The organism is Corynebacterium sp. ZY180755 (assembly GCF_054331495.1).
Genome location: NZ_CM135811.1, coordinates 2,333,562 through 2,356,374, shown reverse-complemented (window position 1 = coordinate 2,356,374; position 22,813 = coordinate 2,333,562). Strand labels below are relative to the sequence as shown.

21 protein-coding genes and 1 tRNA gene are annotated in these 22,813 nt (G+C 56.0%); 13 read left to right on the top strand and 9 right to left on the bottom strand.

What is annotated here, in order from left to right; genetic code table 11:
* The first annotated feature begins 12 nt into the window (after positions 1–12).
* The 9 genes from ACXM2N_RS10770 to ACXM2N_RS10730 all read left to right on the top strand — a co-directional run bounded on the left by ACXM2N_RS10770 (position 13) and on the right by ACXM2N_RS10730 (position 8,918).
* Positions 13–1,107, top strand: a complete 1,095-nt coding sequence (locus ACXM2N_RS10770; protein ID WP_458488584.1) for an acyltransferase family protein — start codon at positions 13–15, stop codon at positions 1,105–1,107.
* Between the two features lie 388 nt (positions 1,108–1,495).
* Complete coding sequence (locus ACXM2N_RS10765) at positions 1,496–2,587, top strand: inositol-3-phosphate synthase (RefSeq protein WP_458488582.1); 1,092 nt, start codon at positions 1,496–1,498, stop codon at positions 2,585–2,587.
* Positions 2,588–2,965: 378 nt separating this feature from the next.
* Positions 2,966–3,817 (top strand): glycosyltransferase family 2 protein, encoded by an 852-nt coding sequence (locus tag ACXM2N_RS10760; protein ID WP_458488580.1) that lies wholly within the window; start codon positions 2,966–2,968, stop codon positions 3,815–3,817.
* On the top strand, positions 3,814–4,812 hold the full coding sequence (locus tag ACXM2N_RS10755) for a polyprenyl synthetase family protein (RefSeq protein WP_458488578.1): 999 nt from the start codon (positions 3,814–3,816) through the stop codon (positions 4,810–4,812). The genes ACXM2N_RS10760 and ACXM2N_RS10755 overlap by 4 nt, the downstream gene beginning before the upstream one ends.
* Positions 4,799–5,686 carry a phytoene/squalene synthase family protein gene (locus ACXM2N_RS10750; RefSeq protein WP_458488576.1) on the top strand — a complete coding sequence of 296 codons (888 nt, stop codon included), beginning with the start codon at positions 4,799–4,801 and terminating at the stop codon, positions 5,684–5,686. Before ACXM2N_RS10755 ends, ACXM2N_RS10750 begins: the two co-directional genes overlap by 14 nt.
* Before the next feature lie 25 nt (positions 5,687–5,711).
* The gene (gene crtI, locus ACXM2N_RS10745; RefSeq protein WP_458488573.1) at positions 5,712–7,373 is read left to right on the top strand and encodes a phytoene desaturase family protein; all 1,662 of its coding nucleotides are present in this window, start codon (positions 5,712–5,714) and stop codon (positions 7,371–7,373) included.
* Positions 7,374–7,377: 4 nt separating this feature from the next.
* Positions 7,378–7,713 (top strand): lycopene cyclase domain-containing protein, encoded by a 336-nt coding sequence (locus ACXM2N_RS10740; protein ID WP_458488569.1) that lies wholly within the window; start codon positions 7,378–7,380, stop codon positions 7,711–7,713.
* On the top strand, positions 7,710–8,042 hold the full coding sequence (locus ACXM2N_RS10735; RefSeq protein WP_458488567.1) for a lycopene cyclase domain-containing protein: 333 nt from the start codon (positions 7,710–7,712) through the stop codon (positions 8,040–8,042). Before ACXM2N_RS10740 ends, ACXM2N_RS10735 begins: the two co-directional genes overlap by 4 nt.
* The gene (locus ACXM2N_RS10730; protein WP_458488565.1) at positions 8,043–8,918 is read left to right on the top strand and encodes a prenyltransferase; all 876 of its coding nucleotides are present in this window, start codon (positions 8,043–8,045) and stop codon (positions 8,916–8,918) included.
* 70 nt (positions 8,919–8,988) lie between these two features.
* On the opposite strand, the gene ACXM2N_RS10725 is transcribed toward ACXM2N_RS10730, so the two are convergent.
* A complete protein-coding gene (locus ACXM2N_RS10725) occupies positions 8,989–12,093 on the bottom strand; it encodes an alpha-(1->3)-arabinofuranosyltransferase domain-containing protein (RefSeq protein WP_458488563.1) in 3,105 nt (1,034 codons plus the stop codon).
* 3 nt (positions 12,094–12,096) lie between these two features.
* Positions 12,097–12,294 carry a DUF2613 domain-containing protein gene (locus ACXM2N_RS10720; protein WP_458488561.1) on the bottom strand — a complete coding sequence of 66 codons (198 nt, stop codon included), beginning with the start codon at positions 12,292–12,294 and terminating at the stop codon, positions 12,097–12,099.
* 139 nt (positions 12,295–12,433) lie between these two features.
* Between ACXM2N_RS10720 and ACXM2N_RS10715 the strand changes: the two genes are divergently transcribed.
* A complete protein-coding gene (locus ACXM2N_RS10715) occupies positions 12,434–13,603 on the top strand; it encodes a glycoside hydrolase family 3 N-terminal domain-containing protein (protein ID WP_458488559.1) in 1,170 nt (389 codons plus the stop codon).
* Between the two features lie 328 nt (positions 13,604–13,931).
* Positions 13,932–15,521: a VanW family protein gene (locus ACXM2N_RS10710; RefSeq protein WP_458491144.1), complete on the top strand. Its 1,590-nt coding sequence runs from the start codon at positions 13,932–13,934 to the stop codon at positions 15,519–15,521.
* Between the two features lie 43 nt (positions 15,522–15,564).
* Here ACXM2N_RS10710 and ACXM2N_RS10705 read toward each other — a convergent pair whose 3' ends face one another.
* From ACXM2N_RS10705 to ACXM2N_RS10680, 6 genes are all read right to left on the bottom strand, one after another.
* Entirely contained in the window at positions 15,565–16,329 is a 765-nt protein-coding gene (locus ACXM2N_RS10705) for an ABC transporter permease (protein ID WP_458488557.1), read from the bottom strand.
* A complete protein-coding gene (locus ACXM2N_RS10700) occupies positions 16,330–17,283 on the bottom strand; it encodes an ABC transporter ATP-binding protein (protein ID WP_458488555.1) in 954 nt (317 codons plus the stop codon).
* A 91-nt stretch (positions 17,284–17,374) separates the two neighbouring features.
* Positions 17,375–18,697 carry a TIGR04053 family radical SAM/SPASM domain-containing protein gene (locus ACXM2N_RS10695; protein WP_458488553.1) on the bottom strand — a complete coding sequence of 441 codons (1,323 nt, stop codon included), beginning with the start codon at positions 18,695–18,697 and terminating at the stop codon, positions 17,375–17,377.
* A gap of 194 nt (positions 18,698–18,891) precedes the next feature.
* Positions 18,892–19,065, bottom strand: a complete 174-nt coding sequence (locus tag ACXM2N_RS10690; RefSeq protein ID WP_458488551.1) for a hypothetical protein — start codon at positions 19,063–19,065, stop codon at positions 18,892–18,894.
* Positions 19,066–19,160: 95 nt separating this feature from the next.
* Positions 19,161–19,583 (bottom strand): hypothetical protein, encoded by a 423-nt coding sequence (locus ACXM2N_RS10685; protein ID WP_458488549.1) that lies wholly within the window; start codon positions 19,581–19,583, stop codon positions 19,161–19,163.
* 309 nt (positions 19,584–19,892) lie between these two features.
* Entirely contained in the window at positions 19,893–20,933 is a 1,041-nt protein-coding gene (locus tag ACXM2N_RS10680) for an ABC transporter permease (protein WP_458488547.1), read from the bottom strand.
* A 184-nt stretch (positions 20,934–21,117) separates the two neighbouring features.
* On the opposite strand from ACXM2N_RS10680, the gene ACXM2N_RS10675 reads away from it, so the two are divergent.
* On the top strand, positions 21,118–21,720 hold the full coding sequence (locus tag ACXM2N_RS10675) for a TetR/AcrR family transcriptional regulator (RefSeq protein ID WP_458488545.1): 603 nt from the start codon (positions 21,118–21,120) through the stop codon (positions 21,718–21,720).
* Between the two features lie 46 nt (positions 21,721–21,766).
* Here ACXM2N_RS10675 and ACXM2N_RS10670 read toward each other — a convergent pair.
* Positions 21,767–21,840 (bottom strand) — tRNA-Gly (locus ACXM2N_RS10670).
* 141 nt (positions 21,841–21,981) lie between these two features.
* Here ACXM2N_RS10670 and dcd point away from each other — a divergent pair.
* On the top strand, positions 21,982–22,545 hold the full coding sequence (gene dcd / locus ACXM2N_RS10665; RefSeq protein ID WP_458488543.1) for a dCTP deaminase: 564 nt from the start codon (positions 21,982–21,984) through the stop codon (positions 22,543–22,545).
* Positions 22,546–22,813 lie beyond the last annotated feature (268 nt).

The window sequence follows — 22,813 nt, the reverse complement described above, 5'->3', positions numbered from 1 at the left end:
GAGGATCCTTAATTGACTACCCATGGAGATACCGGCGGATCATTACCGCGATTCCTGCCTCAGCTTGAAGGGCTGCGGGCGGTTGCTGCCGTAGGCGTTGTGCTTACGCATGTGGCGTTTCAGACTGGGGTAGATCCGGAAACTTTTGGTGGGGCAGTCCTCGCCCGCTTTGATTTCTTTGTTTCTGTCTTTTTTTCACTCTCAGCTTTTCTGCTGTGGAGGAACTTTCGGCTAGAGGGCTATTATCTCAGGCGTTGCGCCCGAATTATGCCGGCTTATTGGGCTTGCGTTGTTGCTGTTCTAGCGTTATTGCCGGAGGCCTTCGGCACTGATATCGGTACCACTGTGGCTACCTTGACGCTGACGCAGATCTATATTCCTCATGGCCTCGCAGGAGGACTCACCCATCTGTGGTCATTATGCGTGGAAGTGGCCTTCTACCTTGCGCTTCCCCTCATAGCCGTGCTCGTGCGGGGGCGGGCTCGGAGGGAACGCATTCTTATTTTCGGGTTGCTTGCTGTCCTCGGCTTTTTGTGGGCTTTGATGCCGTGGCCTGAGCCTGGGGTGAATTTTCAGATCTTCCCATTCTCTTACTTGCCGTGGTTTATGGTGGGCATGATTGTTGCGGAGTTTGAGGGGCGTCTGTATCTTCCTCAGTGGACAAAACTTGTGTGCTGGCCTGTTGCTCTTGGCGTGTGCTGGGTGGCCGGACAGGATTGGTATGGGCCTTTAGGTTTGGTCCATCCGAGCCCAGTGGAATTCGCGTTGCGCCTGTTGGCGGGCACCGTTTTTGCGGTGGTGGTTTTGTGTCCATACGCTCTGGGCAATCAGCGGAGTTTGCTGGCTTCCGCTGCGATGACGTTATTGGGGCGATGGTCCTATTCACTATTCCTGTGGCACATTGCGGTGTTGAGTGCAGTGTTTCCTATCCTTGGCATCTCCGTTTTTAGTGGGCAGTTTCTTCTTGTGGCTTTAGTGACCTTGGTGGTGGGCGTGGGGGTCTCTGCTGCAAGTTACTACTTGGTTGAGCAGCCAGGGGCTGCGTGGGTAAAGAATTTCTGGCTGAAAAGAACTATTTCTCCTGCACAGGCAAAGGAACGGCTCTAGGGCGTGAGCCGTGGCGTTGCGTTATTGCCACCTCTTTCTGAACAGTTAAGAAGATTCTGCAAATATGTTACCTAAATCACACTAATTCTATTGGTGCTGGCAGAGGCGGGAATCGCTGACGCGGGCTTGTTTACTTGATCGATACGGTTTTTGCTGCATTCGTGACCATTATGAATTTGAGGTTTAACCTTGGTTTTTAATGTCGCTCTGGCGGCGGTGCGTGGGCATTGATTGCTCAGGCGCTCAACCTATTAATCAGATGCGTGCTCGCGTTGTGCGCGTGGGCGCGAGAGCTAAAGATTCAAGGTCTAGTACTTCTGCTCAGTTTCATCTCATGGAGTTAGGGCTGAAGGCTTGCTTGTGTCTTACCAAAGGAGATTCATTAGCCATGGCTAACAAGAAGGTGCGCGTTGCGATTGCCGGTGTGGGCAACTGCGCGACGTCGCTGATTCAGGGTGTTGAGTATTACAAGGACACCCCAGCGGAGGAGAAGATCCCGGGCCTGATGCACGTCCAGTTTGGTGATTACCACGTTAGCGATGTGGAATTCGTTGCGGCCTTTGACGTTGATGCGGACAAGGTGGGCAAGGACCTAGCGGAAGCTACTGAAGCTGGCATGAACTGCACCATCAAGATTGCTGATGTTCCTAACCTGGGTGTCACCGTTCAGCGTGGCCCTACATACGATGGATTGGGTCAGCACTACCTGGCGACCATTGAGGAGTCTCAGGAAGAGCCGGTAGATGTTGCACAGGTTCTGCGTGACAATGAAGTAGACGTTCTTGTGTCCTACTTGCCGGTCGGTTCTGAGGAAGCTGACAAGTACTACGCTCAGGCGGCTATCGATGCCGGCTGTGCCTTTGTTAACGCGCTCCCAGTATTCATTGCTTCTGACCCTGAGTGGGCCCAGAAGTTTACGGATGCGGGACTTCCAATCGTTGGTGATGACATTAAGAGCCAGGTCGGCGCAACCATCACACACCGCGTTCTAGCAAAGCTGTTTGAGGATCGTGGCGTGCGCTTGGAGCGCACCATGCAGCTGAACGTTGGTGGCAACATGGACTTCAAGAACATGCTGGACCGTGACCGCCTCGAGTCCAAGAAAATCTCCAAAACTCAGGCTGTCACCTCTAACCTGAAGGAATCTCCAATCGCCGGCAAGGTGCACGATCGCAACGTTCACATCGGCCCATCGGATTACGTGGAGTGGCTGGATGACCGCAAGTGGGCTTACGTTCGCCTTGAGGGCAAGGCTTTTGGTGAGGTTCCACTGAACCTCGAGTACAAGCTTGAGGTCTGGGACTCACCTAACTCCGCAGGCATCATTATTGATGCAGTGCGCGCGGCGAAGATTGCGTTGGATCGCAAGATCGCTGGCCCAGTTCTTCCTGCGTCCGCTTACCTGATGAAGTCCCCACCTGTGCAGATGGGTGATGAGGACGCTCGCGCGCAGCTCGAGGCGTTCATCATTGGTGCTTAAAGCTTAGGTTAGATCGGCAATCTGTCTGCCGATGTGAAGGGGCCTTTGCCTAGGAACGAGCTTCTTAGGCAAAGGTCTTTCTTCATGGGAGGAATGAAGAAAGAAGCACATTTTTTGTAGCAGAGTCTATTTAATTCAGAATATGTCAGGTAGTCTCGTATAAGTACTTTGCGCGCGATCGATTTTCCTTCGAGCCCTCTAAAGGGGAAGCTCGAACCAAAAACCGTTGGCGTTGCGGCTTCCGGCTCGTGTGTGGCCTTGGGGTGTTAGAACCTCGGTGAACGCGCAGTCAGAGGGCTTTACAGCTAGACAGCTTGGGTCTTATGCGCATGAAAATGCGCGGTGGGATGTGGGCTTTTGGAAGGATTTCTACGGACTATGGGCGGTGTTTCACCAGCCACAACCCATGCTCGGGGGCTCAAACGTCGGACAATCAGCGTGATAATTCCGTGTCTGAATGACGCGACGCTTCTGGATCGTGCACTTACTTCTCTCAACCAGCAAACCATTGCTGCTAATGAGATTCTGGTAGTTGATAACGGTAGTACCGATGACTCTGCCGAGGTAGCCAAGCGCCACGGCGCGCGGGTGGTGGCAGAGCCCAGAAGGGGAATTACCTGGGCTACCCAAACGGGTTTCAACAATGCCTCTGGTGACATCCTTTTTCGTACCGACGCCGACATCGTTGCCCCGTCGGATCTGATCGCGAAAATGCATGCGGCGTGGAACGCCGCAGACCAAAGCCAGCGCGCCACAGGCGCGCGTGAGGTGGTTGCGGTCACAGGCACGGCCACCTTCGAGCTACCAGCGCCGTGGGACCGGATTGCGTCGAAAAGCTATGTGGGCGCCTACCGCTCCAGCACGAAGTCCGCACTAGGGCACAACCCCATGTTCGGCACCCTGTACTCCATCCGTGCCAGCTGGTGGCACACGGTGAAGGAGTCAGTGGATTTCTCGGACACGTTCGTCCACGAAGACATGCACCTTTCCTTTCAAGTGCGCCCCACGCAAACTGTGTGGTACCAGGATGATCTTGAGGTTGTCATGGATGGCAGGGCACTGTTTGGGGCCCGGCAGGTGATGACTCGTTTCAAGCGCGGATTCCACACAATGTTCACTAACTTCCGTACGCAGTCCCCGCCTATCAGGCTCAGCCAGCGTGGTCTGTTGCCGAGGCGTATTGCGCAGGCAGTGATGCACGAGCTCGAGCGAAAGGAGCAGCACCAGTGAGTTCGGAACTAAACAGTGGTGCCGCAGTCGCATTGGACGCTTTTCTTAGAAGCCAAACTGAGGCCGATGAAGTGTACAACTCCGTGTTGCTGAATCAAGTTCACGGTGGCATTAGGCACGTTGCATCGGGCGGAAAGCGAATTCGCAGCCTCCTGGTTGCCACTGCCGCGGGCAGCCACGCTAATCAAGAGGCTGTGGACCTGTTTGGAGCGTGCGTTGACCTTTTGCACGGTGCTTTTTTGATTCACGATGACATCTTGGACCGTGATGACCTACGCCGGGGAAACCTCACCATTCAGGCATCTGCGCGCGACTACTTGAAGCATCTGGGCCACGATGATGCGGACCACTTGGGCACCAGCACAGCGATTGTTGCTGGTGACAAAGCCATCATGCAGGTGTTTGAGATGCTGGCACATTCTGATCTTGACCCCACTTTGATCAAGGATGCCCTGAAGGTGATTTCGCGCGCCGGCAACGTGACGGTTTCTGGTGAGATCCTAGACATCGGCCACCTGATGCGCATTGATGAAAAGGCCACCACCTTGGAGCAGGTTTATCTTTCAAATTTGCTCAAAACCAGCGATTACACCTTTACCGCGCCACTAAAGCTCGGTGCTCTTGCAGCCGGCCGCAATTGCGAATCTGAACTGATCGCCATGGAAAAGATCGGCTATGAACTGGGCATGGTGTTCCAGGCCGCCGATGATATTGCCGGTGTTGTGGGCAGTACGGAAGATACCGGAAAGGAAGCGGCAGGTGACCTCCTACAAGGTCGCGTGACTATGTTGACTTTCCGCCTGCAGAACAAACAGGACCCGAGCGTTGAAGATATAGCCCAGGCAGTGGCACAGGTAGTGGATGAATGCGAGATTCACTTGGGCAAGGCTCGTGAGGCGATCGCTAATGCGAACCTCCCAGAAGACGTCACGGAAGGCCTCTACCGAGTAACCAAGAAAATTGAAGGGCTGGTCTACACCTATGTTCCGCGGTAATCATTCAGATACGCCCAGCTACTTGGCTCGTTATGATGCCATGAGCATAGCCAGCGCCCACGAGGTTATTGCCAAGTACTCCACCAGCTTCTCCATGTCCACCCGCCTGCTCAAGGGGCAGGTGCGCACGGATATCCGAAACCTCTACGCCATGGTGCGCATTGCGGATGAGATTGTAGACGGCACCGCGGGGGAGGCAGGAGTCAGTAATGACGACATCGCGGCCATGCTCAACGAGTATGAGCAGCAGGTTTTGGAGGCCCCGCATCGGCGCTTTCACACGGATCCTGTCTTGCACGCGTACGGCCTGAGTGCGCGTCGGTGTGGATTCAAGGACGAGCACGTCAAGGCCTTCTTCGCCTCCATGCGCCGAGACATCAGCCAGTCGGGTTACGACAAGGATGATTTCGAGAGCTACGTGTACGGATCCGCGGAGGTCATCGGCCTGTTGTGCGTAGCCGCGTTCATGGTGGATCACCACGTCAGTGACGCAGAGCGCGCCCGCCTGGATGATGGCGCCCGCCGCCTCGGTGCCGCCTTCCAGAAGGTCAATTTCCTGCGCGACCTCGCAGAGGACACTCATGGCCTCGGCCGTGATTACTTCCCACAGCTCCAGAACAAGGCGCTCACAGAGGAAACCAAGCGGGTGCTTGTCGACGACATCAACGCAGACCTCAACGCGGCGTATGCAGTGATCCCACTACTACCGCGCAGCGCCCGCGTAGGCGTACGCGCTGCTGCTGACCTGTTCAAAGAGCTGAACAATCAGATCGATTCCCTCCCCGCTAAGCACGTGGCCACCACCCGCGTGAGCGTCTCCCAACCCACCAAACTTAAAATCCTCGCCACTGCTGTCCGCTCATCACTGCCGTGACAGCAGCTAACCCTAGGAACCCATCATGAATACCAAAAACAAAAAGGTCATCGTCATTGGTGCTGGCGTGGCCGGGCTTGCAACCGCAACGCTGCTGGCACGCGATGGCTACCCAGTCACCCTCATCGACAAACTCCCCGAGGCCGGTGGCCGGGCCGGCACCTACGAAACCCCTGAGGCGCCGGGCTTCCGCTGGGACACTGGCCCATCGTGGTACCTGATGCCGGAGGCCTTTGATCACTTCTTCCGTCTGTGTGGCACCACCACACAGCAGGCGTATGACTTGGTGGACTTGGAGCCTGCGTACCGCCTGTACCCAGAAAACCGCGAAAAGGTTGACCTCTCCACCGGCGTGGACAAGGTCGCTGACCTGTACGAATCCATTGAGCCGGGCGCGGGTGCGCGCATTCGTGAGTACCTGGACGAGGCAAGTGACTCCTACCAGATAGCACTGGATTACTTCCTGTACACCACCTTCAAGGACCTGCGCCCAATCATGGGACAGAAGGACGTGCAAGACCGCCTGGGAAACCTCGCAGGTCTGCTCACTAAGGACTTGGAGTCCAAAGTCTCTGCACTGTTTAAGGATGTCCGTCTCAAGCAGGTGCTGCAGTACCCAGCCGTATTCCTATCTTCTCAGCCAGCCAAGACCCCAGCGCTGTATTCCCTGATGAGCCACACAGACTTGGTGGAGGGTGTGCGCTATCCCATGGGTGGCTTCGATGCCGTGGTGAAAGCAGTGGAGAAACTGGCAAAAGAAGCCGGCGTTGTGTTTAAGCTCGGCGCTGAAGCCACCGCCATTCGAACCACCTTCGACGAAAACCGCACCTCAAAAAAGGGCGCGCTCACTTCCGTTGCTGCTAAAGTCTCTCGCGCGCTGCCTACCAAGAAGGCAGACGTAACCGGCGTAACCGTTCGAAACCTCGATGGAACCGTGGAGCAGCTGGACGCTAACATCGTGGTTTCTGCGGCAGATTTGAACCACACTGAGAACAAGCTGTTGCCCCCAGAGCTGCGCACGTACCCTGAGTCCTACTGGGCGAAGCGCGATCCCGGTCTGGGCACCGTTTTGCTGTTCCTCGGCGTCAAGGGTGAACTACCGCAGCTACTCCACCACACGCTGTTGTTCAGCGAGGACTGGACCGCGGATTTCCGCGCGGTATACGAGGGCCCGGAGGCTTCCCGACCACTGGGGCACTCGCACTCCATCTACATTTCCAAGCCGTCTGCCACGGATCCGAACGTGGCCCCAGAGGGCCACGAGAACCTGTTCGTTCTGGTGCCCGTGCCGGCGTCGGAAAGCTTCGGACACGGCAACGCCTACCGCGACGACGAATCCCCAGCTGTGAGCTCCATCGCGGATGCCACGATCGAGCAGATCGCGCAATGGGCTGGCATTCCTGACCTCGCCGAGCGCATCGTGGTGCGCAAGACCCTAGGCCCAGAAGACTTTGCTGACCGCTACCACGCATGGTCCGCGGGCTCCATCGGGCCCGCTCACACGCTCAAACAGTCCGCCTTCTTCCGCGGAAAGAACGAGTCCAAGCACGTTGCTAACCTCTACTACGCAGGTGCCACAACGGTACCGGGAGTGGGCGTTCCCATGTGCCTGATCTCCGCTGAGAACGTACTCAAGCGCATCAACGGGGACACCACACCTGGCCCAAGCCCCTACACGGAGGGCTAGGCCTTTGACTGTTAGCTCATTCTTCTACCTAGGCTTCCTTGCCTTCTCCATGATGGGCATGATCATCTGCGATCACCGCTGGAAACTGGCCTTCTTCCACAACAAGAAAGCCGCGTGGACCACCTGCATCCTCACCGTGATTGCATTTTTGATCTGGGACGCACTGGGGATCGCCACCGGGACCTTCTTCCGCGGAGAGACGCAGTACATGACGGGCATTGAACTCGCCCCTGAGATGCCGCTGGAGGAACCCATCTTCTTGTTCTTCCTCACCTATCTCACCATCAACCTGACCAGCTTCTTCCGGCGCATCTTTGCAGGGCAGGAGGCCGTGGCATGACGTACGTGTACATTTCCCTCCCGTTCCTGCTGGTAGCAATCATCGTATGGGTAGCGCGCCGGGGAGCTTATCGCGCACAGGTGAAAACTACGCTCGCCGTGGGCGCGGTCGTGCTCATCCTCACCGCGATCTTTGACAACCTGATGATCTGGGCAGGACTGGTGGGTTACGGCGAAGCACAACGCCTTGGCCTCCAACTGGGCCTCGTTCCGGTGGAGGACTTTTTCTACGCCGTCTTTGTGGTACTGATTGTTCCCGCAGTGTGGAACGGCCTGAGCCACCTTGGACAGACAACACACGACCACACCCAGACTAAGCGAGAGCTGTAAATGACAACTTTGAAAGCAGTTCTTGCTGCGTCCCGCCCCATCAGCTGGGTTAATACTGCATTTCCCTTCGGTGCTGCCTACATCATTGCCGGCGGGCAGATTGACTGGCTGTGGATCGTGGGAGTGATCTTCTTCCTAATCCCGTACAACATCGCGATGTACGGAATCAATGATGTGTTCGACTATGAGTCTGACATCCGCAATCCCCGCAAGGGTGGTGTGGAGGGTGCAGTCCTGTCCAAAGCCCTGCACCCAGCACTGCTGTGGTCCTCAGGCCTATCCGTCGCACCATTCGCCGCAATCCTGTACTGGCAGGGCAACCTAGTCTCCAACCTATGGCTGACGTTCTCCCTGTTCATGGTGCTGGCGTACTCCTTCAAGGGACTGCGCTTCAAGGAGCGCCCGATGCTGGACTCCATTACCTCATCCGTGCATTTTGTAAGCCCCGCGCTGGTGGGCGCAACGCTGGTGAGCACGGCGTTGAGCACACACTTCTGGATGGGCATCTCTGCATTCTTCCTGTGGGGCATGGCCTCCCACGCCCTGGGTGCAGTTCAGGATGTCAAGGCTGACCGCGAGGGTGGATTAAGCTCCATCGCAACTGCCTTTGGCGCTCGTGCGACCACGCGCTTGGCGGCCTTGTTCTACTTGGCTGCCGCCATATTGCTGTTCCTACTCCCAGGTTTTGCCTGGGTAGTAGGCATTTTTGCGCTGGGTTACGTGGCCAATACCGCGCGATACTGGAACATCACTGATGAAACCTGCGAGGAAGCCAACAAGAGTTGGCGTGTATTCCTGTGGCTAAACTACCTTTCCGGCGCAGCCGTAACCATTTCCCTCTGGGCAGGTGGAGCCTTTGCCACGGCTTTGGGCTAGAAGCAATGGGACAAAAAACTAAACTTTGACCGCTTTTTTCCACACTTTTGCCAGAAAAAGGCGTCAAAGTTTAGTTTTTTGTCCCTTTCGGCTTGGGACTGCTCATTGTGGCCACCGCCAGAGCGCAAACCAACTGCAACATGAGGGTGTTTCCCGCGTAGTTCTCGCTCGGCCACGCGGCGCGCCCCAGCCACATAGCGGCAATCAGCATGAGCACAGTGATGAGCATCCGCCGCGGAATAAGCGTGAATCGAATGATCGCCCACGCAACAGCGCCGGCAAGGAACCCAAACGGGCCGACTGCAAGGCTGAGCGCACCCGTAACAGCTGCGAATACTCTCAGGTTCGCGCCCCGTGGGCCCATCTGATCCCATACGCAGGGCGATCTCCTACGCACAACAAACGTTGCCAACCCCAATACCGTCATGATCGCGAGGGTTCCGCCGGCAAACAGTCCGAGGCGGTAGGCACGGTCTCCGGCGAACTCCATGCGGAATTGCCCTTCCTTGCTTGCTGGAATGACAAATCCTTGGGAGCCCGCGTTGATGGTGGTGGACTCCAGTGCAAGGTCTCCCTCAGCAGTGGACAGCCATCCCCGCAGGCCCGAGTTGAATGCACGCGTGGTGACCAGGATGCGATCTTCATCAGACGCCCCCACATCCACTTGGGCGCTTACTCCCGCGTCACCAGTGCGGGTGAGCGTCTGGGTGGATGCCCCCGACGGATCAAAGCCCAAAGCGGTGAGCTTAACCCACGTGACATCGCTGCGTAGTTCGTGCTCGCCAGCGGTGAGCTTGACCTCATCGCCACAGGTGTACTCGACTCCATCAATGAAGACGCGCGGATAGCAGGTGGATGGTTCCACCCTCACGGTCATGTCCCGCGGGGCGGTGAAAGAACGAATGATGGTCCCAGTGTCCACAAAGACGCGTTGGAAGATAAATTGTTGCACTTCGGGGCTGGTATCTGGGACGGTAACCACTCGCGTCACTGGGCGGTCTGAGAGAGAAACCTCGGCGATGCCCACTGGGGTGCGCGAGGCACCTAACGTGATCCTCACCGGTTTATCGGCGGGGCCTGGCACTCGAATGGTATGAGTTTGACCTGCCTCGACGTATTCGGTGACTTTCGCATCTCCGGAAGAAAAGGTGATTTCCACGTCATCACCCGTGGTTTGGATCTTCACAACATTGATCGCAGCGGTGTTTGTTGGGCGAAGCTCTAACCACTGGCCGGACTGGGGGCCGGGGGTGGGGTACCAGGCTGTATCTGCATCGCCGTCTACGGCCGCAGTGACCGATGCGGCAGGATTCGCGCCACCAAAGCTGGAGGAATCAGCTGCCGAGGAGGATGCGGTGACCTCTCCCACGCCCGTCACCTTAGTAAGTGGCCCAACGCTGGGGTAATCCTTCACGGGGTTAGTAACATCTGTGGCTTCCTCCGAGGATGCCAGCGGGGCGGAAACGGAGCCGAGTTCGCCGTAGTTGCGTCCAGTCAGCATGGGGGTATCGGTAACAATCTGTGCGCCACCATCTACCAGACGGTATGTGCCATCGCCGAGCATGTTGAGTACCTCTCCGCCGCCAGCGACTCGTGGCACCTTGGCAGCGGAGGTTATTCCCATGGTGCGATCGGGATCAATGAGCACTACGTCAACCTCGCCAAAGCTAGTAGCGTCCATGCCAGGCAAGAGGCTAGCTGTAGTTCGGTCTGTAGTGTCCAGATCGTGGCGAACGATAACGGCACCCACGCCCATGCGAGCTAGGTTCTCCTGGCTGAAACGGTAGCGCAAACCATCAAGCGAGCGGATAGCCTCCGGATTCACTAGAGGAACTGCGTCGCGTACCACCCATGGCACGCTGAGTAGCGGCTGCGCTGGCTCATCACGAGTCCAGCCCCAATCCTGGCGTGCGAACTGTGCCGGCGGCCAAATAAGCGTGCGGGTGTTCTTGGCGTGCTCATTGATGTAGTCCGTGGCTTCGTGCCAGTAGGAAGGCACCTCATCATATGCTCCCCGTGGCAGTAGTCTGCCGGACCATGCGGGGGAGGTCGCTGACGCCACCAACAGGAGAGCAAGGACCGCCAGAGACGCTTGCCGCGGGGTGGTTCGCCCGATGCGCAAGGTAGAAAGCGCCACGGCCACACCAACCATGAGCGGCATGCGCACCAGTAAGTCAAACTTGTGCACATTGCGGAGGGCAACGCCAGGGCCGTCAAGAAAGCTGATGGCTAGGTGTGCACCACCCAGGATGGCGATGCCAAGGGCCAGAAGATAGAGCCAGTAGCGCGGTGCCTTGGCAAGACCTATCAAGCCAATAGCGCTGATGCCGAGGGTGATGACCACGAAATACGGGTTGGAAACCACAAGATTTCCGGCAATGCGCTCGGTTTCTACGAATGGCGCCCAACTAGTGGTTCCTCGCAATATCTCCGCCAACCCCAGCCAGCTGGTGGTGACAGTGGCAGATTCGATGTAATCCGTAAAAGGGGAGGCGTACTGACCTAAGACAAGAAGCGGAACAATCCACCATGCGCTGACCAAAGCGCAGCCCAGAAGCCACAGCCCGAGAGCGCGCCAGGCGCGGCGGTACAGCAAATAGGCGCCGGCGGGGACGCAGGCAGCCATGGTGGCCGTTGCATTCACCGCGCCCATGCAGGAGACGGCAAGGACACTCGAGGCAATAGCCCACGTTGGGATTTGGGGGCGCCGGGAAGAGTGGGTGGCTAGGAGGGGCCAGAGTGTCCACGGCGCCAGCATGATGGGCCACGCCTCAGAGCTGATGGCGCCCAACGAGGTGAGGGTACGTGGGGAGAGAACGAATAACACCGCAGCTAGGATGCGGGAGAACTCCGTGCCCACCTGTGCTCGGCGTAGAAGGAGTAGGAAACCGGAGAAGCCAATGCTCATCAGCAACGCCCACCACAGGCGTTGTGCTACCCAGTCCGGTAGCGGATCCGCGAGAAGGAAAAACAGGCCCTGAGGGAACACGTAGCCATAGGCTTGGTTTTGCATTTGGCCCAGCGGGAAAGTGTCCGTCCACGCGTGCAGAGCCCCGCTCAAGAAACCATGGGGATTGGCCACTAAGTCGTGTTTGGTGTCGGCAGCTACTTTGCCGAACGGCTGCACAAATGCGAGGACAAAGGCGCCCAGCCACCCTACGATGTGCGCCGGCACGGGCTATTGCCTTGAGCCGTACTCTGGGTCGCCCAGAAGTGAGGTATCAGCGGTTGTCGCACCGGATTCGGGCACGGTCTCATTGGAGGAGAAGAAGGATACACCCACCACGGCGACGATTCCCAACGCAGCACCAACGGCGGCGCTGGCAATAGCTGGGCCCACGCTGCGACGGTTCAGAGAATCGGAATCAAAAGCCATGCTCACAACCTTAGCAGTCTTGTTTTTTTTAATCCACACCCCGCAACACCGTAAAATGCGGCGTGAGTGGAGAATCAATTCTAGGTCGAACCACAGAAATATTTAGGATAGTTTTCATGCGTTATCCCGAAGTAGGTCTATGAGCGTAAATACCCGTCGTTGCTTTTGGGCAATCCCCCTCATCGTCATCGTTGCCGCAACTGCGCTCTCCGCATGTGGGGGCAACGAAGGTTCGGCGACCCAGGAAACAACCACGGTTCAGGCTACCTACGTGCCCCCGGCGCCTACCCTGGGGCCAGAACCGGCGCAGGCTCCGCCACCGGTGGTGGATGTCAGGGCAGCGGTTGCCAGCCTGATGCACGTGGGAGTGCGTGATTTTAATGACGCACTTTTCGCCCTCAAGCAAGGCGTTGGCGGCATCTTCATTACATCCACCACCAATCAGGAATTGCTCACCACACCAGGGCGCGATATCCAAGCATTGAAGAAGATAGTGGGCCGTGATTTCAGGGTTTCCATTGACTTTGAGGGCGGGCGAGTTCTCCGCCACGCAAACATTTTGGGGCAGTATCCTTCGGCGCGGGTCATGGCTGACACGCTGTCGCCCAAGCTCGTGCGTGGTAAAGGCTTTGACATGGGCAATGCGCTCAAAGCCAAGGGTATTGATGTGAACTTTGCGCCGGTGGTAGACGTGGACGCACTGGGGCTCGATGTGGTGGGGGACCGTGCCTTTTCGGATGAGCCACAGCGTGTGGCGGAGTATGCCACCAACTATGCTCTGGGGCTACGCGACGCCGGAGTGCTCCCCGTTTTCAAGCATTTCCCAGGTCACGGCCGGGCCTCCGGAGACTCGCATCTTAAGGACGTTGTGACGCCACCGTTGGCGGAGATGATGTCATTCGATCTGGTCCCATATGCCACAGCGCTCACCGTGGAACCTGCTGCAGTGCTCATGGGGCACATGGTGGTTCCTGGGTTGGGTGAGCCCGTGCCGGCATCATTAAACCCCGCTGCCTATAAATTGTTGCGCAGTGGCGAATATCCTGGCGGCAAGCCGTTTGATGGCATCATCTTCACGGACGATCTCTCCGGCATGAAGGCCATTACGAACCGGATGCCGGCCGCTGAGGCTATTGCTCAGTCCCTCGTTGCTGGCGCGGATCAGGCTCTGTGGATTAATACTGCCCACTTGATTCCTGCCATCGATCGTGCCGTGGCCAAGGTCAAAAGCGGCGAGTACCCCGTGGAGCAGCTAGCATCTCAAGCTGCCCGGGTTGCTTTGCCACCGCTTGCCAAGCCGGTGCCGTGACCCCCTGAACTTAAGTATCAGGTTCTTTCTTCCGCAGCGTATCCTAGTAACACTGCGTCATGGTCTAACGATGACTTAGTGGCGCAACGTAGCCAACCGGAATAGGGTACGAATGCCGCCGAAAAGTACCATTGAGTACAATATATGTGCAATATGCAGTAAATGATGCCCCAGACCAACTATTAGATGGGTTCACGTGAGTAAGAAAACGCCTCGCCGTTCACCTAAGCGCAAGAACGGAAAGAAAAACACCGGCGCACGCGTTGTCGCCGGATTCCTTCTTGGAACCGTAGTTATTGGTGGAGTAGCCTACGGTGCGGATTACGTGATGAATCAGGACAATGTTCCTAGAGGCGTGACCGTAGGTGGCGTAGAAATCGGTGGCATGACCAAGGCGGCTGCAGTAAGCAAGCTGGAAGACAATCTTGGTAACGCCACCACTATGCCTGTAACTATTCAGGCGGGAGAACTCACTACCCAGCTAGTACCAGCGGAATCCGGCATGGGCATTGATTGGGAGCGTACCGTCGATAGTGCCGGTGACCAGTCACTTAACCCCATTACGCGTATCCAGAGTTTCTTCACCACCTATGAGATTGAGCCCGCTACCACCGTGGACGAACAGGCTCTGTCTCCGGCAGTGGAACGGGTCCGCAAAGAGTTGAGCCGTGACCCAGTAGAAGGTGGCATCAACCTCGCCGGTGGAAGCGTGAATATTGATCCGCAGCCCGTCAATGGTCAAGCCGTGGGCGCTGAGGATCTCAAGGAAAAGCTCGTGGCTGATTGGCTCAAGCCTGAAGGCGTTGAGGTTGACGCTGAGGTGACAGAACCAACGCTGGATCAAAAGGCAGTGGATAAGGTTGCAGGTGGCCAAGCAAAGCAGGCGCTTTCTGGGCCGATCATTGCCAAGGGCAGGGAGAATGTAGATGGCGTGATTCCCGTGGAGCGCATGGATGAAGTTGTGAGCTTCGTGCCTGACGGCGACACGTTCCGAATGGACGTCAACTCCGAGCGCGCTCAGGAAATCTTGGCCGAGACTCTCTCCGAGACCGAGGTGGAGAAACAGAACGCCCAGATCTCTTTCGCATCCGGCTACAAAACCGTAACCCCACACGCCGATGGTGAAATCATCGATTGGGACAAGACCATGGCTGGCTTCGACGAGCGCATCACAGCAGAAGGTGACGACCGTACCTTCGACGCCGTCTATGAGGATGATCCAGCAACGTTCACCACTGAACAAGCTGAAGCAGCAACCTTTGATGAAGTAGTTTCTGAGTTCACCACAAGTGGCTACTCCGCTGCCTCCGGCACTAACATTGCGCTGACCGCTCAGATGGTTAATGGCGCAATCGTCGCGCCGGGCGATACGTTCTCCCTCAACAACTGGACCGGACCTCGTGGTACCGCGCAGGGGTTTGTGGAATCCGGCATCATCTTGAACGGTCGTGCAGACACAGCCGTGGGTGGCGGAATTTCCCAGTTCGCTACCACCTTGTACAACGCAGCCTACTTTGCGGGCTTTGAGGATGTAGCGCACACCCCTCACTCCTACTACATTTCCCGCTACCCGGCGGGGCGTGAGGCAACTGTGTACGAGGGCGCCATTGACCTGCAGTTCAAGAATAATTCCCAGTACCCGGTCCGCATTCTTGCCTCCGTGGGCGGTGGCAGCGTCACAGTGACGATGATGGGTGTGAAGACGGTAGATGTTGAGTCCGTCAACGGTGGCCGATGGAGCTACACCAGCCCGCAGCCGGTGTCCGTGTCCGGTTCCAACTGCAGTCCATCCAGTGGTTCCCAGGGATTCACCACCTCAGACACACGAATCATCCGTGACTTGGCAGGTAACGAGATCTCCCGCGATTCAACTACTACGGTCTATGACCCAGAACCGATCGTTCGGTGCACGGGATAGCTTTACGACGAAAAAAGGAAGCACCTCACGGTGCTTCCTTTTTTTACATGCGGCCCTTTTCCCTAAGGTAGGACGATAGGCAAAGGATGACGTACAAGCCTAGCCACAGGACAATGTTGACCAGCGCGTACCACAGCGGATCATTGACAAAAGGCGTCTCGCTTTGGATCAGGATGTCACCGTGTGTGAGTGGATAGCGAGCCAGTGCGGCTGGGCCGTACATAGGGGTGAAGCGGCTGAAACCGAACAAGGTTTCAGAAAGTGGCATGAAAACATTGCCCGCCGCGGCGAAGACCACCACCGCGGTCGATGCCACGGACACGGCATTGGTGGTGCGAAGTACCAGTGCTACGGCCAAGCCGAGTACGCCAAAGGGCAGAGCTGACAGGAAAACAAGGAGGAAGCTTGAGATCCACTCTATGCGGGGCATGTAAGACTCCGTGAAAAACCCGGTGACGTACACTGCGGTGATAGGTAACACTGCGCGGACCGTGATGCTCGTCAGGTTAGAAATGAGGATTTGATAAGGCCTCAGAGGTGTGAGAGCAAGCTGCCTGCCCCAACCGGTTTGGAGTTCCAACACCACGTTGCTAGCTGCGGAGACAGCGCCCACGGCGCCGGCATATAAGGCCATTCCGATCATCACATAGGCAGAACCATTGCCGTCACGCAGCCTGACATTCCCAGCATCCTGTGACGAACCAAAAATCAGGTAGAAAGCCACGGGAAGCAGGACGGAGAATAGGATGGTTGACCAGTCACTGCGCAAGCGGCGTAGGTCATAAAGGGAAAATCGGAGGGTTTTCACTTAGTTCCCCGCCTCCTCAGCTGAAAGGGCTTGTTGGGTGAGAGCGATAAAAGAGTCCTCTAACGAGTTACTAGAAATGGTGAGATTGAACGCGCTGGTATTGGTGAGCAACCATCGAGCAACCGCATCTGAGTTGTTGGCCTGAATCCTGACGCCATTGCCTGTCCTGACTGCGCTCAATACGCCCGGGGCGCGGCCGATGTCTGAGACCATTAAATCGCTCAGCCTGGGGAATTCGCAGGAAATCATGCGGAAATTGGTGAGTGCTTGGATATCGTGGGTTGTTCCATCAGCAATGATCCGGCCCTCATTGACCATGACGATACGGGAGGCAAAGTTTTGTGCTTCCTCAAGGTAATGAGTTGCGAAGATGATAGTTTTACCCAGTTTGGCTTGGGCTCGCATTGCATCCCAGAAGTGACGTCTAGCAACAGTATCCATACCGGTGGTGGGTTCATCTAACAGTAGGAGATCTGGGTCCCCAAGAAGGGCGATGGCAAAGCGTACGCGCTGTTGCTCACCACCGGAGCATTGAGATACGCGACGCTTCCGGATCTGAAGCAGATTAGCTTGTTCCAGCGCTTGGCTGACAGAGATGTTTGTTTCGTGTGTGGTGGCGATCATGGCGATGGTTTCTTCCACCGTCAGCTCTGGAAGTAGCCCACCGGTTTGCATGACTGCTCCCAGTCGAGATTGCCTGATCATGTCTTTAGGACTCTGGCCAAAAACCTCTACGGTTCCTGAGGTGGGGGAAATAAGGCCCAAGATCATATCGACCAACGTGGATTTTCCTGCGCCATTGGGGCCCAGAAGGCCAACGATCTCACCTGGTTCAATCCGCAGGGAGATGTTGTTAACGGCTACCACTTCAGTGGCCTTCTGAGTCCGGAAAGACCTGAAAACTTTACTCAGGTTCTTGAGCAAAAGTGCAGGACTAGGATCTGGTGCGGTCATAAGAAGCGATCCTACCTGCCTGAACAAAGATTAGGTTGTGCACTGCCTAAATGCGGCGCACAACCTAATCTTTGTCAGGAATCTATCTTCGCTAGTGGCGGCGAGCTCCAACTTCCTCTACCGGGGCGATAGGAAGGCGCAGCTTTACAGTGGCACTGCCCGTGGACGCTTGGCGCTCCTCTTCACTCATGTCCTTCCACGCCTGTGGTACATAAACACAGGTTGGGTCGGATGCCGTGTAGTCACCGGTGAGCGCGTAGGCGGTGGACCTAGAACCACCGCAGACGTCGTGGTATTCACACACGCTACACTTTCCGTGCCAATGGTCTGGATCGCGTAGTGCCTTAAATGCAGGAGAATCTGTGTAGATGTCCTTGAAGTTGGTCTGCTTGACGTTTCCGCAGTGAAGCGGCAGGAAGCCGTTAGGGTATACATCACCAATGTGATCGATAAAGGCGAAACCGGATCCGGAGTTCACAGCCATAGGGGAACGCGGGCGCCGAGGTTTTTCAGGATGCTCGCCTAGGAGCCTGGTGGTCTCCTTAGTGAGGTACTTGTATAGTTCGCCACCTGAGTATGGTTCAAGGCCCTTCTCCTTAGCTTCCTGCTGCTGGAGAACTACGCGACGGTATTGCGGAGCCTCGGTTGTTTTGATGGCGATCCGGTTGGAGATATCGCTCAACCAGTGGAGAACATCCTCGCGCTCTTCTGGGGAAAGTGCACCCAGATCAGCGCCACGGCCGGTGGGCACGAGGAAGAATACGTACCACATTTTGGCTTCCATTTCGATCACCGTCTTGAGCAGCAGCGGTGCTTCATGGATGTTTCCCTTGGTAAGGGTGGAGTTGATCTGGAGGCGATAGCCGGCCTTGTTAATGTGGGGAGCCATCGCAAGCGTTTGTTCGAATGTTCCACTGAAACCGCGGAAGGCGTCATGAGTTTTAGCGGTTGCACCGTCTAAGGACATGCTCATGGCCTTGCCGCCTGCCTCGCGCAGTGAATTAATGCGCTCCGGGGTGAGCTTTGGCGTCACGGAAGGTGAAAGCGACATGTTCAGGCCGTGTTCTGTGCCAAAGCGGACGAGTTCCTCCAGATCCGCGCGCTCGAAAGGATCGCCACCAGTTAGTACCACGAGTGGCTTTGGCGCGTCATAGGATGCCAAGGTTGCGAGCAGCTGCTTGCCCTCCTCAGTGCTGAGCTGCTGAGGGTGGGGTTCGTGCTGGGCATCTGCGCGACAGTGTTTGCACACTAAGCCACAAGCACGGGTTACTTCCCAGATGACGATGAATGGCTTCTGGTTAATGTCATGCTTTACGGTTCGAACAACTGGAGGGTGGTGGCCGTGAGTCTTGGTTGCGTGATCAGCGTGGGCTTCGATGGGATCGACGTAGGGCTTGTGGGTTGGGGCTGACATAACCTAAAGATCATTCCTTAGTGGGTTTGGACTCCCACCATTGGCGTGGAGCGCGCCAATGGGGCGGGTATCATCTAGTCCCGATGCTACTCCGGCTCCTGAGCGAAGTTATGCAGGTTAGAGTGTGAATCGTGTCCTACGCACGCCAAAAATGCCCCGCCACGGGTAAGTGGCGGGGCAGTAAACGAAGCTTATTAAGCTGCGCGATGGGAGACGATCTTCTCCATCATGTAAGCGTGGAGGTCCGCTGGGGTTTCCTCGGCGCGCTCTGGGGTGGTGGAACGTCCCTTAACCTCGAGGCACTGGGTGAGCAGCTCGCTCCATCGGTTGGAGAGCTTCTGGTTATCTAGTGAGAAAGTCATAGTCATGAGCTTGCGCTCCTTTCCGTGGAACTTGAAAACGAACAGAAATTAATGGTTTCAAACCAACTATTGGACAATGTCCAATGAAGTTAACGTGCTGTTTACCTTACACGTTTAAACCCTTGGTTCAAACCAATGATTGTCTTAAGACCACTAGATGTCGCTTCCGGATGCCCGATTTTAGTGCCTTGAGCTGGCGTTTTGGCTATCAAAAATTTTTTTGAAAAGTTTTCAGTTCTGTTGCCTAATTGTTCCTTTAAGACGCCTAGCTGGCAGGAAAACAAACGTCGCGGCAGCAGAAGGTTTAGTGGTGAGAAGAAATTGAATGCTGAATCGAGACGACTGAAAGAGGATAAGGAAAACGGGATGAGGCTCAAAATGCGTTTGCCTTGGTCTTTGGGGTAATGAGCCCTTAGGGACTCCAGCCCACGAAAAGAGCTTGCGGAACGGTATGGGCTAATACCTTCTGAGATGCGCTGCTTCGAAATCCTTGTGGCCAGAGTAATTCCACCAATGGTCTTCATTATCGCCTCTGCTGGATGGGTCCATCGAATAAGGGTGAGGGGCCTGTAGTGTTCGTCGGCTTAGCGTGGTGATGGCTACTCTGGCTGAACTTTCAGGCAGTAAGTTAACTTCTTCGGGCTGTGTGACGTTTTCGCAGAGGATCCCACCGTCTATATTTGGCGTGCTCAGCAGGCTTCAGACACAGTTCAAGGGCCCAACCCCGATGTTCCATCGGAATCAAACCCTTGAGAATTAACCCAGTCTGGGAAACGAAGCTCAGTTTCGCACAAACGTGAGAATGTGTCCTCAATCTCCAAGTTTTAGAGATTCTAGTTTGTTGCTGGTTCTGGAGTGGTGGTTCGCTTTTCGATGATGATGCGACGCTCGCGCTTGGTGTCCAGAATTGGCGCGGCGCCCCACAAGATGAGGCCAAAAATTACCCACGCAGTGAGCGTCCAGAAAGCCTGCGTCCCACCGTGGCCATCAAAGTAGGCCACGGCACGGACAAGGGTGCCGGTGGCGCCAGGTGGCAGGAGCTGCCCCAGCGTGGCGACGGCGCCAGGAAGCCAGACAGAGGACGTTGCAATGCCTGCGAAGGGGTTGCCCACGAACATCATGGTCATGGCGGCCAGGGTGAAACCTCTGTTGCCAAAGACTTCGGCGAGGCCAGATAGTGGCAGAGCTAGCGCTGCGATGCCCAGCGCCATGGCGCCGGTCACCGGCAGGAGGACACCGTCGGTTGAACCGAACAGTTCCTGTAGAACGAGGGACACAATGAATCCGCCGACCAGCGAGAACAAAATTATTCCCCCCAAGACCCACAAGCGGTGACCAGACAGCAGTGAGCGGAACGCTACTGCTGGAACAATTCCGCCAAACACGAGAGGGAAGGCCAATCCTCCGATTCCTACGCCAGTGGGATCTGCTGCGGGAAGGGGGACGATGTCCTCTATTGTTGGCTCTGTTCCCATGGACTTGGCAATGCCTGTTCCCACCTGGGTGAGGGTGCCTGATACAGCCGTGGATCCCGCGGAGGCTACGGCGACGCGGACGTCGTCGGCGGACGACAAGTCAAAACCGCCGGTGACCTTACGCTCTTTAATGGCGGTGTTGAGTTCTTCCGAATTGGAGAATTTAACAAGGTCAAAAGCCTCTGGATCATCGGCCTTGAGCGCAGACTCAATTTGTTTCATTGTTGCTTGGTCAGCTACTACGCCAACCTCCAGATGGTGTGGGCCAGATTTTAGGCTGGGCATAATGAACAGCAGGAGCATGCCTACCAAGATGATGGAAAGCCCAAGAATTAGAGCCACTGCCTTAGTAAATTTTGTGCGCGCCGGTAACGTGGCGGTCTTTTCGGTGGAAGACATCGTCCCTCTCTTCAGGTTTATGGAGGAAAAACCTCCACAAGTGATCAAGGAATTATGTCGCTACACAAACTCCTTGTCAAGTGACATCGAGTAATGTCTGGAATCAGCGGTAACCAGAGGGCGTTACATTAGAGAGAGCCCTTACCCCTCCTAGAACTCATCCCATTGAAAGTGAAGGTGCATTATGCGTGCGGATGCTCTCGAGCGTCGCCGTCGGATCTTGGCCAACGCCCGCCACATGTTCGCCACCCACGGTCACGGCGTGGCATTAGAGCTCATCGCGGAAGCTAGCCATGTAGGCGTTGGCACCTTCTACCGCAACTTCTCATCTCGCGAAGATCTCACCCGCGCCGTCATAGTGGAGCTGATTGCAGACATTGGCGCCACAGTAGACACGTTTAAAAATCACGAAGTAAACGCCACCACGTGGTCAGAATTCCTCCACGCTCTCGCCGGGTTGGGTTTGGGGGCTTTCGTGGACGTCCAAGACGTCAAAACTGATGCGCACGTCATGACTGCTCAAGAAGCAGCCTTGGACAAGCTCAAGAATCTGCTCAGCACTTTTGTCGATGCAGGAGTGGTCCGCTCCGATATTTCCGTATTTGACTTAATAGTGGCCCTAGGGATTCTCACCCGCCCACAGCCAGAACCCATCTCCGCAGTGGCGCCACACGTAAGCAACCAACTCCTTCATGCCTTCATCGATTACACGCTGAAGGAGGAAATCGAGGAGCTGGATTGCGACGCCAGTTACTCACTTGGCGACCACGGCGAGGACCGTCATTAACGCACAATTACCTGTTCAGAATCATGCTCTGAACAGGTAATTTGATTGGAGCCGGCGACGGGAATCGAACCCGCACTCTCAGCTTGGGAAGCTGATGTTCTACCACTAAACTACGCCGGCAGGACGTGGCTATAATCCTAGTCCTAAACAACCCAAAAGTGTGAAGCGCCAGCAAGCAGGCCACAAATGTGGGGTGGAATCAGCGGGGAGACAATCGTTGCTTTCCTAACGGGAAAATGCTCCGCGCGTTAAACTAATGGCGTGCTTCTTTCAGACCATGACATCCGCGCGGCCATTGACGCCGGCGAACTCGGAATTGACCCATTCGACCCAGAGCTGATCCAGCCATCGAGTGTGGACGTGCGCATGGATCGATTCTTCCGCGTGTTCAACAACTCCAAGTACACTCACATTGACCCTAAGCTGCAGCAAGATGAACTGACCAGCTTGGTGGAAGTCCAGGAAGATGAGCCATTCGTTCTTCACCCCGGAGAGTTTATTCTGGGCTCAACTCTGGAGAAGTTCACACTGCCACCAAACCTTGCGGGACGTCTGGAGGGTAAGAGCTCTCTCGGCCGCCTAGGATTGCTCACCCACTCCACTGCGGGATTCATTGATCCTGGCTTTTCTGGTTACATCACCTTGGAGCTGTCCAACGTGGCCAACCTGCCTATTACGCTGTGGCCGGGAATGAAGGTAGGTCAGCTTGCATTGTTCAAGATGAGCTCACCAGCAGAAGTTCCGTACGGTTCCGGCAAGCTGGGCTCTAAGTACCAGGGGCAGCGTGGTCCAACTCCGTCCAAGGCGTACCTGAACTTTCAGTAGCCCTTCCTCATAAAGCCACTGTGCCCAGTTTTTCCCAGAAATGATCGTTTCCGTCTCCGCATGCGTAGATGAGATCTTGGCTCGTAGCTAGCACTAGCGCGGGTGATTGATGCTTAAGGAAATGGCTACCGCTTAACTCTGATGGAACTTCAGGCCCCCAAGTCCTGGTTTTCGCGTTCCCTAGCAGGTATCACCAGCACGGTCAGAAAAGCCTGTTCTCCGCAGGACATCCTTCGGTCGTTGTGCTCGTGGGGCAATCACTGTGTGC

Coding starts and splice junctions, on each gene's coding strand:
- ACXM2N_RS10765 (WP_458488582.1), top strand. CDS start 1,496: ATGGCTAACAAGAAGGTGCGCGTTGCGATTGCCGGTGTGGGCAACTGC.
- ACXM2N_RS10760 (WP_458488580.1), top strand. CDS start 2,966: ATGGGCGGTGTTTCACCAGCCACAACCCATGCTCGGGGGCTCAAACGT.
- ACXM2N_RS10750 (WP_458488576.1), top strand. CDS start 4,799: ATGTTCCGCGGTAATCATTCAGATACGCCCAGCTACTTGGCTCGTTAT.
- crtI (WP_458488573.1), top strand. CDS start 5,712: ATGAATACCAAAAACAAAAAGGTCATCGTCATTGGTGCTGGCGTGGCC.
- ACXM2N_RS10735 (WP_458488567.1), top strand. CDS start 7,710: ATGACGTACGTGTACATTTCCCTCCCGTTCCTGCTGGTAGCAATCATC.
- ACXM2N_RS10730 (WP_458488565.1), top strand. CDS start 8,043: ATGACAACTTTGAAAGCAGTTCTTGCTGCGTCCCGCCCCATCAGCTGG.
- ACXM2N_RS10720 (WP_458488561.1), bottom strand. CDS start 12,294: ATGGCTTTTGATTCCGATTCTCTGAACCGTCGCAGCGTGGGCCCAGCT.
- ACXM2N_RS10715 (WP_458488559.1), top strand. CDS start 12,434: ATGAGCGTAAATACCCGTCGTTGCTTTTGGGCAATCCCCCTCATCGTC.
- ACXM2N_RS10710 (WP_458491144.1), top strand. CDS start 13,932: ATGAATCAGGACAATGTTCCTAGAGGCGTGACCGTAGGTGGCGTAGAA.
- ACXM2N_RS10700 (WP_458488555.1), bottom strand. CDS start 17,283: ATGACCGCACCAGATCCTAGTCCTGCACTTTTGCTCAAGAACCTGAGT.
- ACXM2N_RS10695 (WP_458488553.1), bottom strand. CDS start 18,697: ATGTCAGCCCCAACCCACAAGCCCTACGTCGATCCCATCGAAGCCCAC.
- ACXM2N_RS10690 (WP_458488551.1), bottom strand. CDS start 19,065: ATGACTATGACTTTCTCACTAGATAACCAGAAGCTCTCCAACCGATGG.
- ACXM2N_RS10685 (WP_458488549.1), bottom strand. CDS start 19,583: ATGAAGACCATTGGTGGAATTACTCTGGCCACAAGGATTTCGAAGCAG.
- ACXM2N_RS10680 (WP_458488547.1), bottom strand. CDS start 20,933: ATGTCTTCCACCGAAAAGACCGCCACGTTACCGGCGCGCACAAAATTT.
- ACXM2N_RS10675 (WP_458488545.1), top strand. CDS start 21,118: ATGCGTGCGGATGCTCTCGAGCGTCGCCGTCGGATCTTGGCCAACGCC.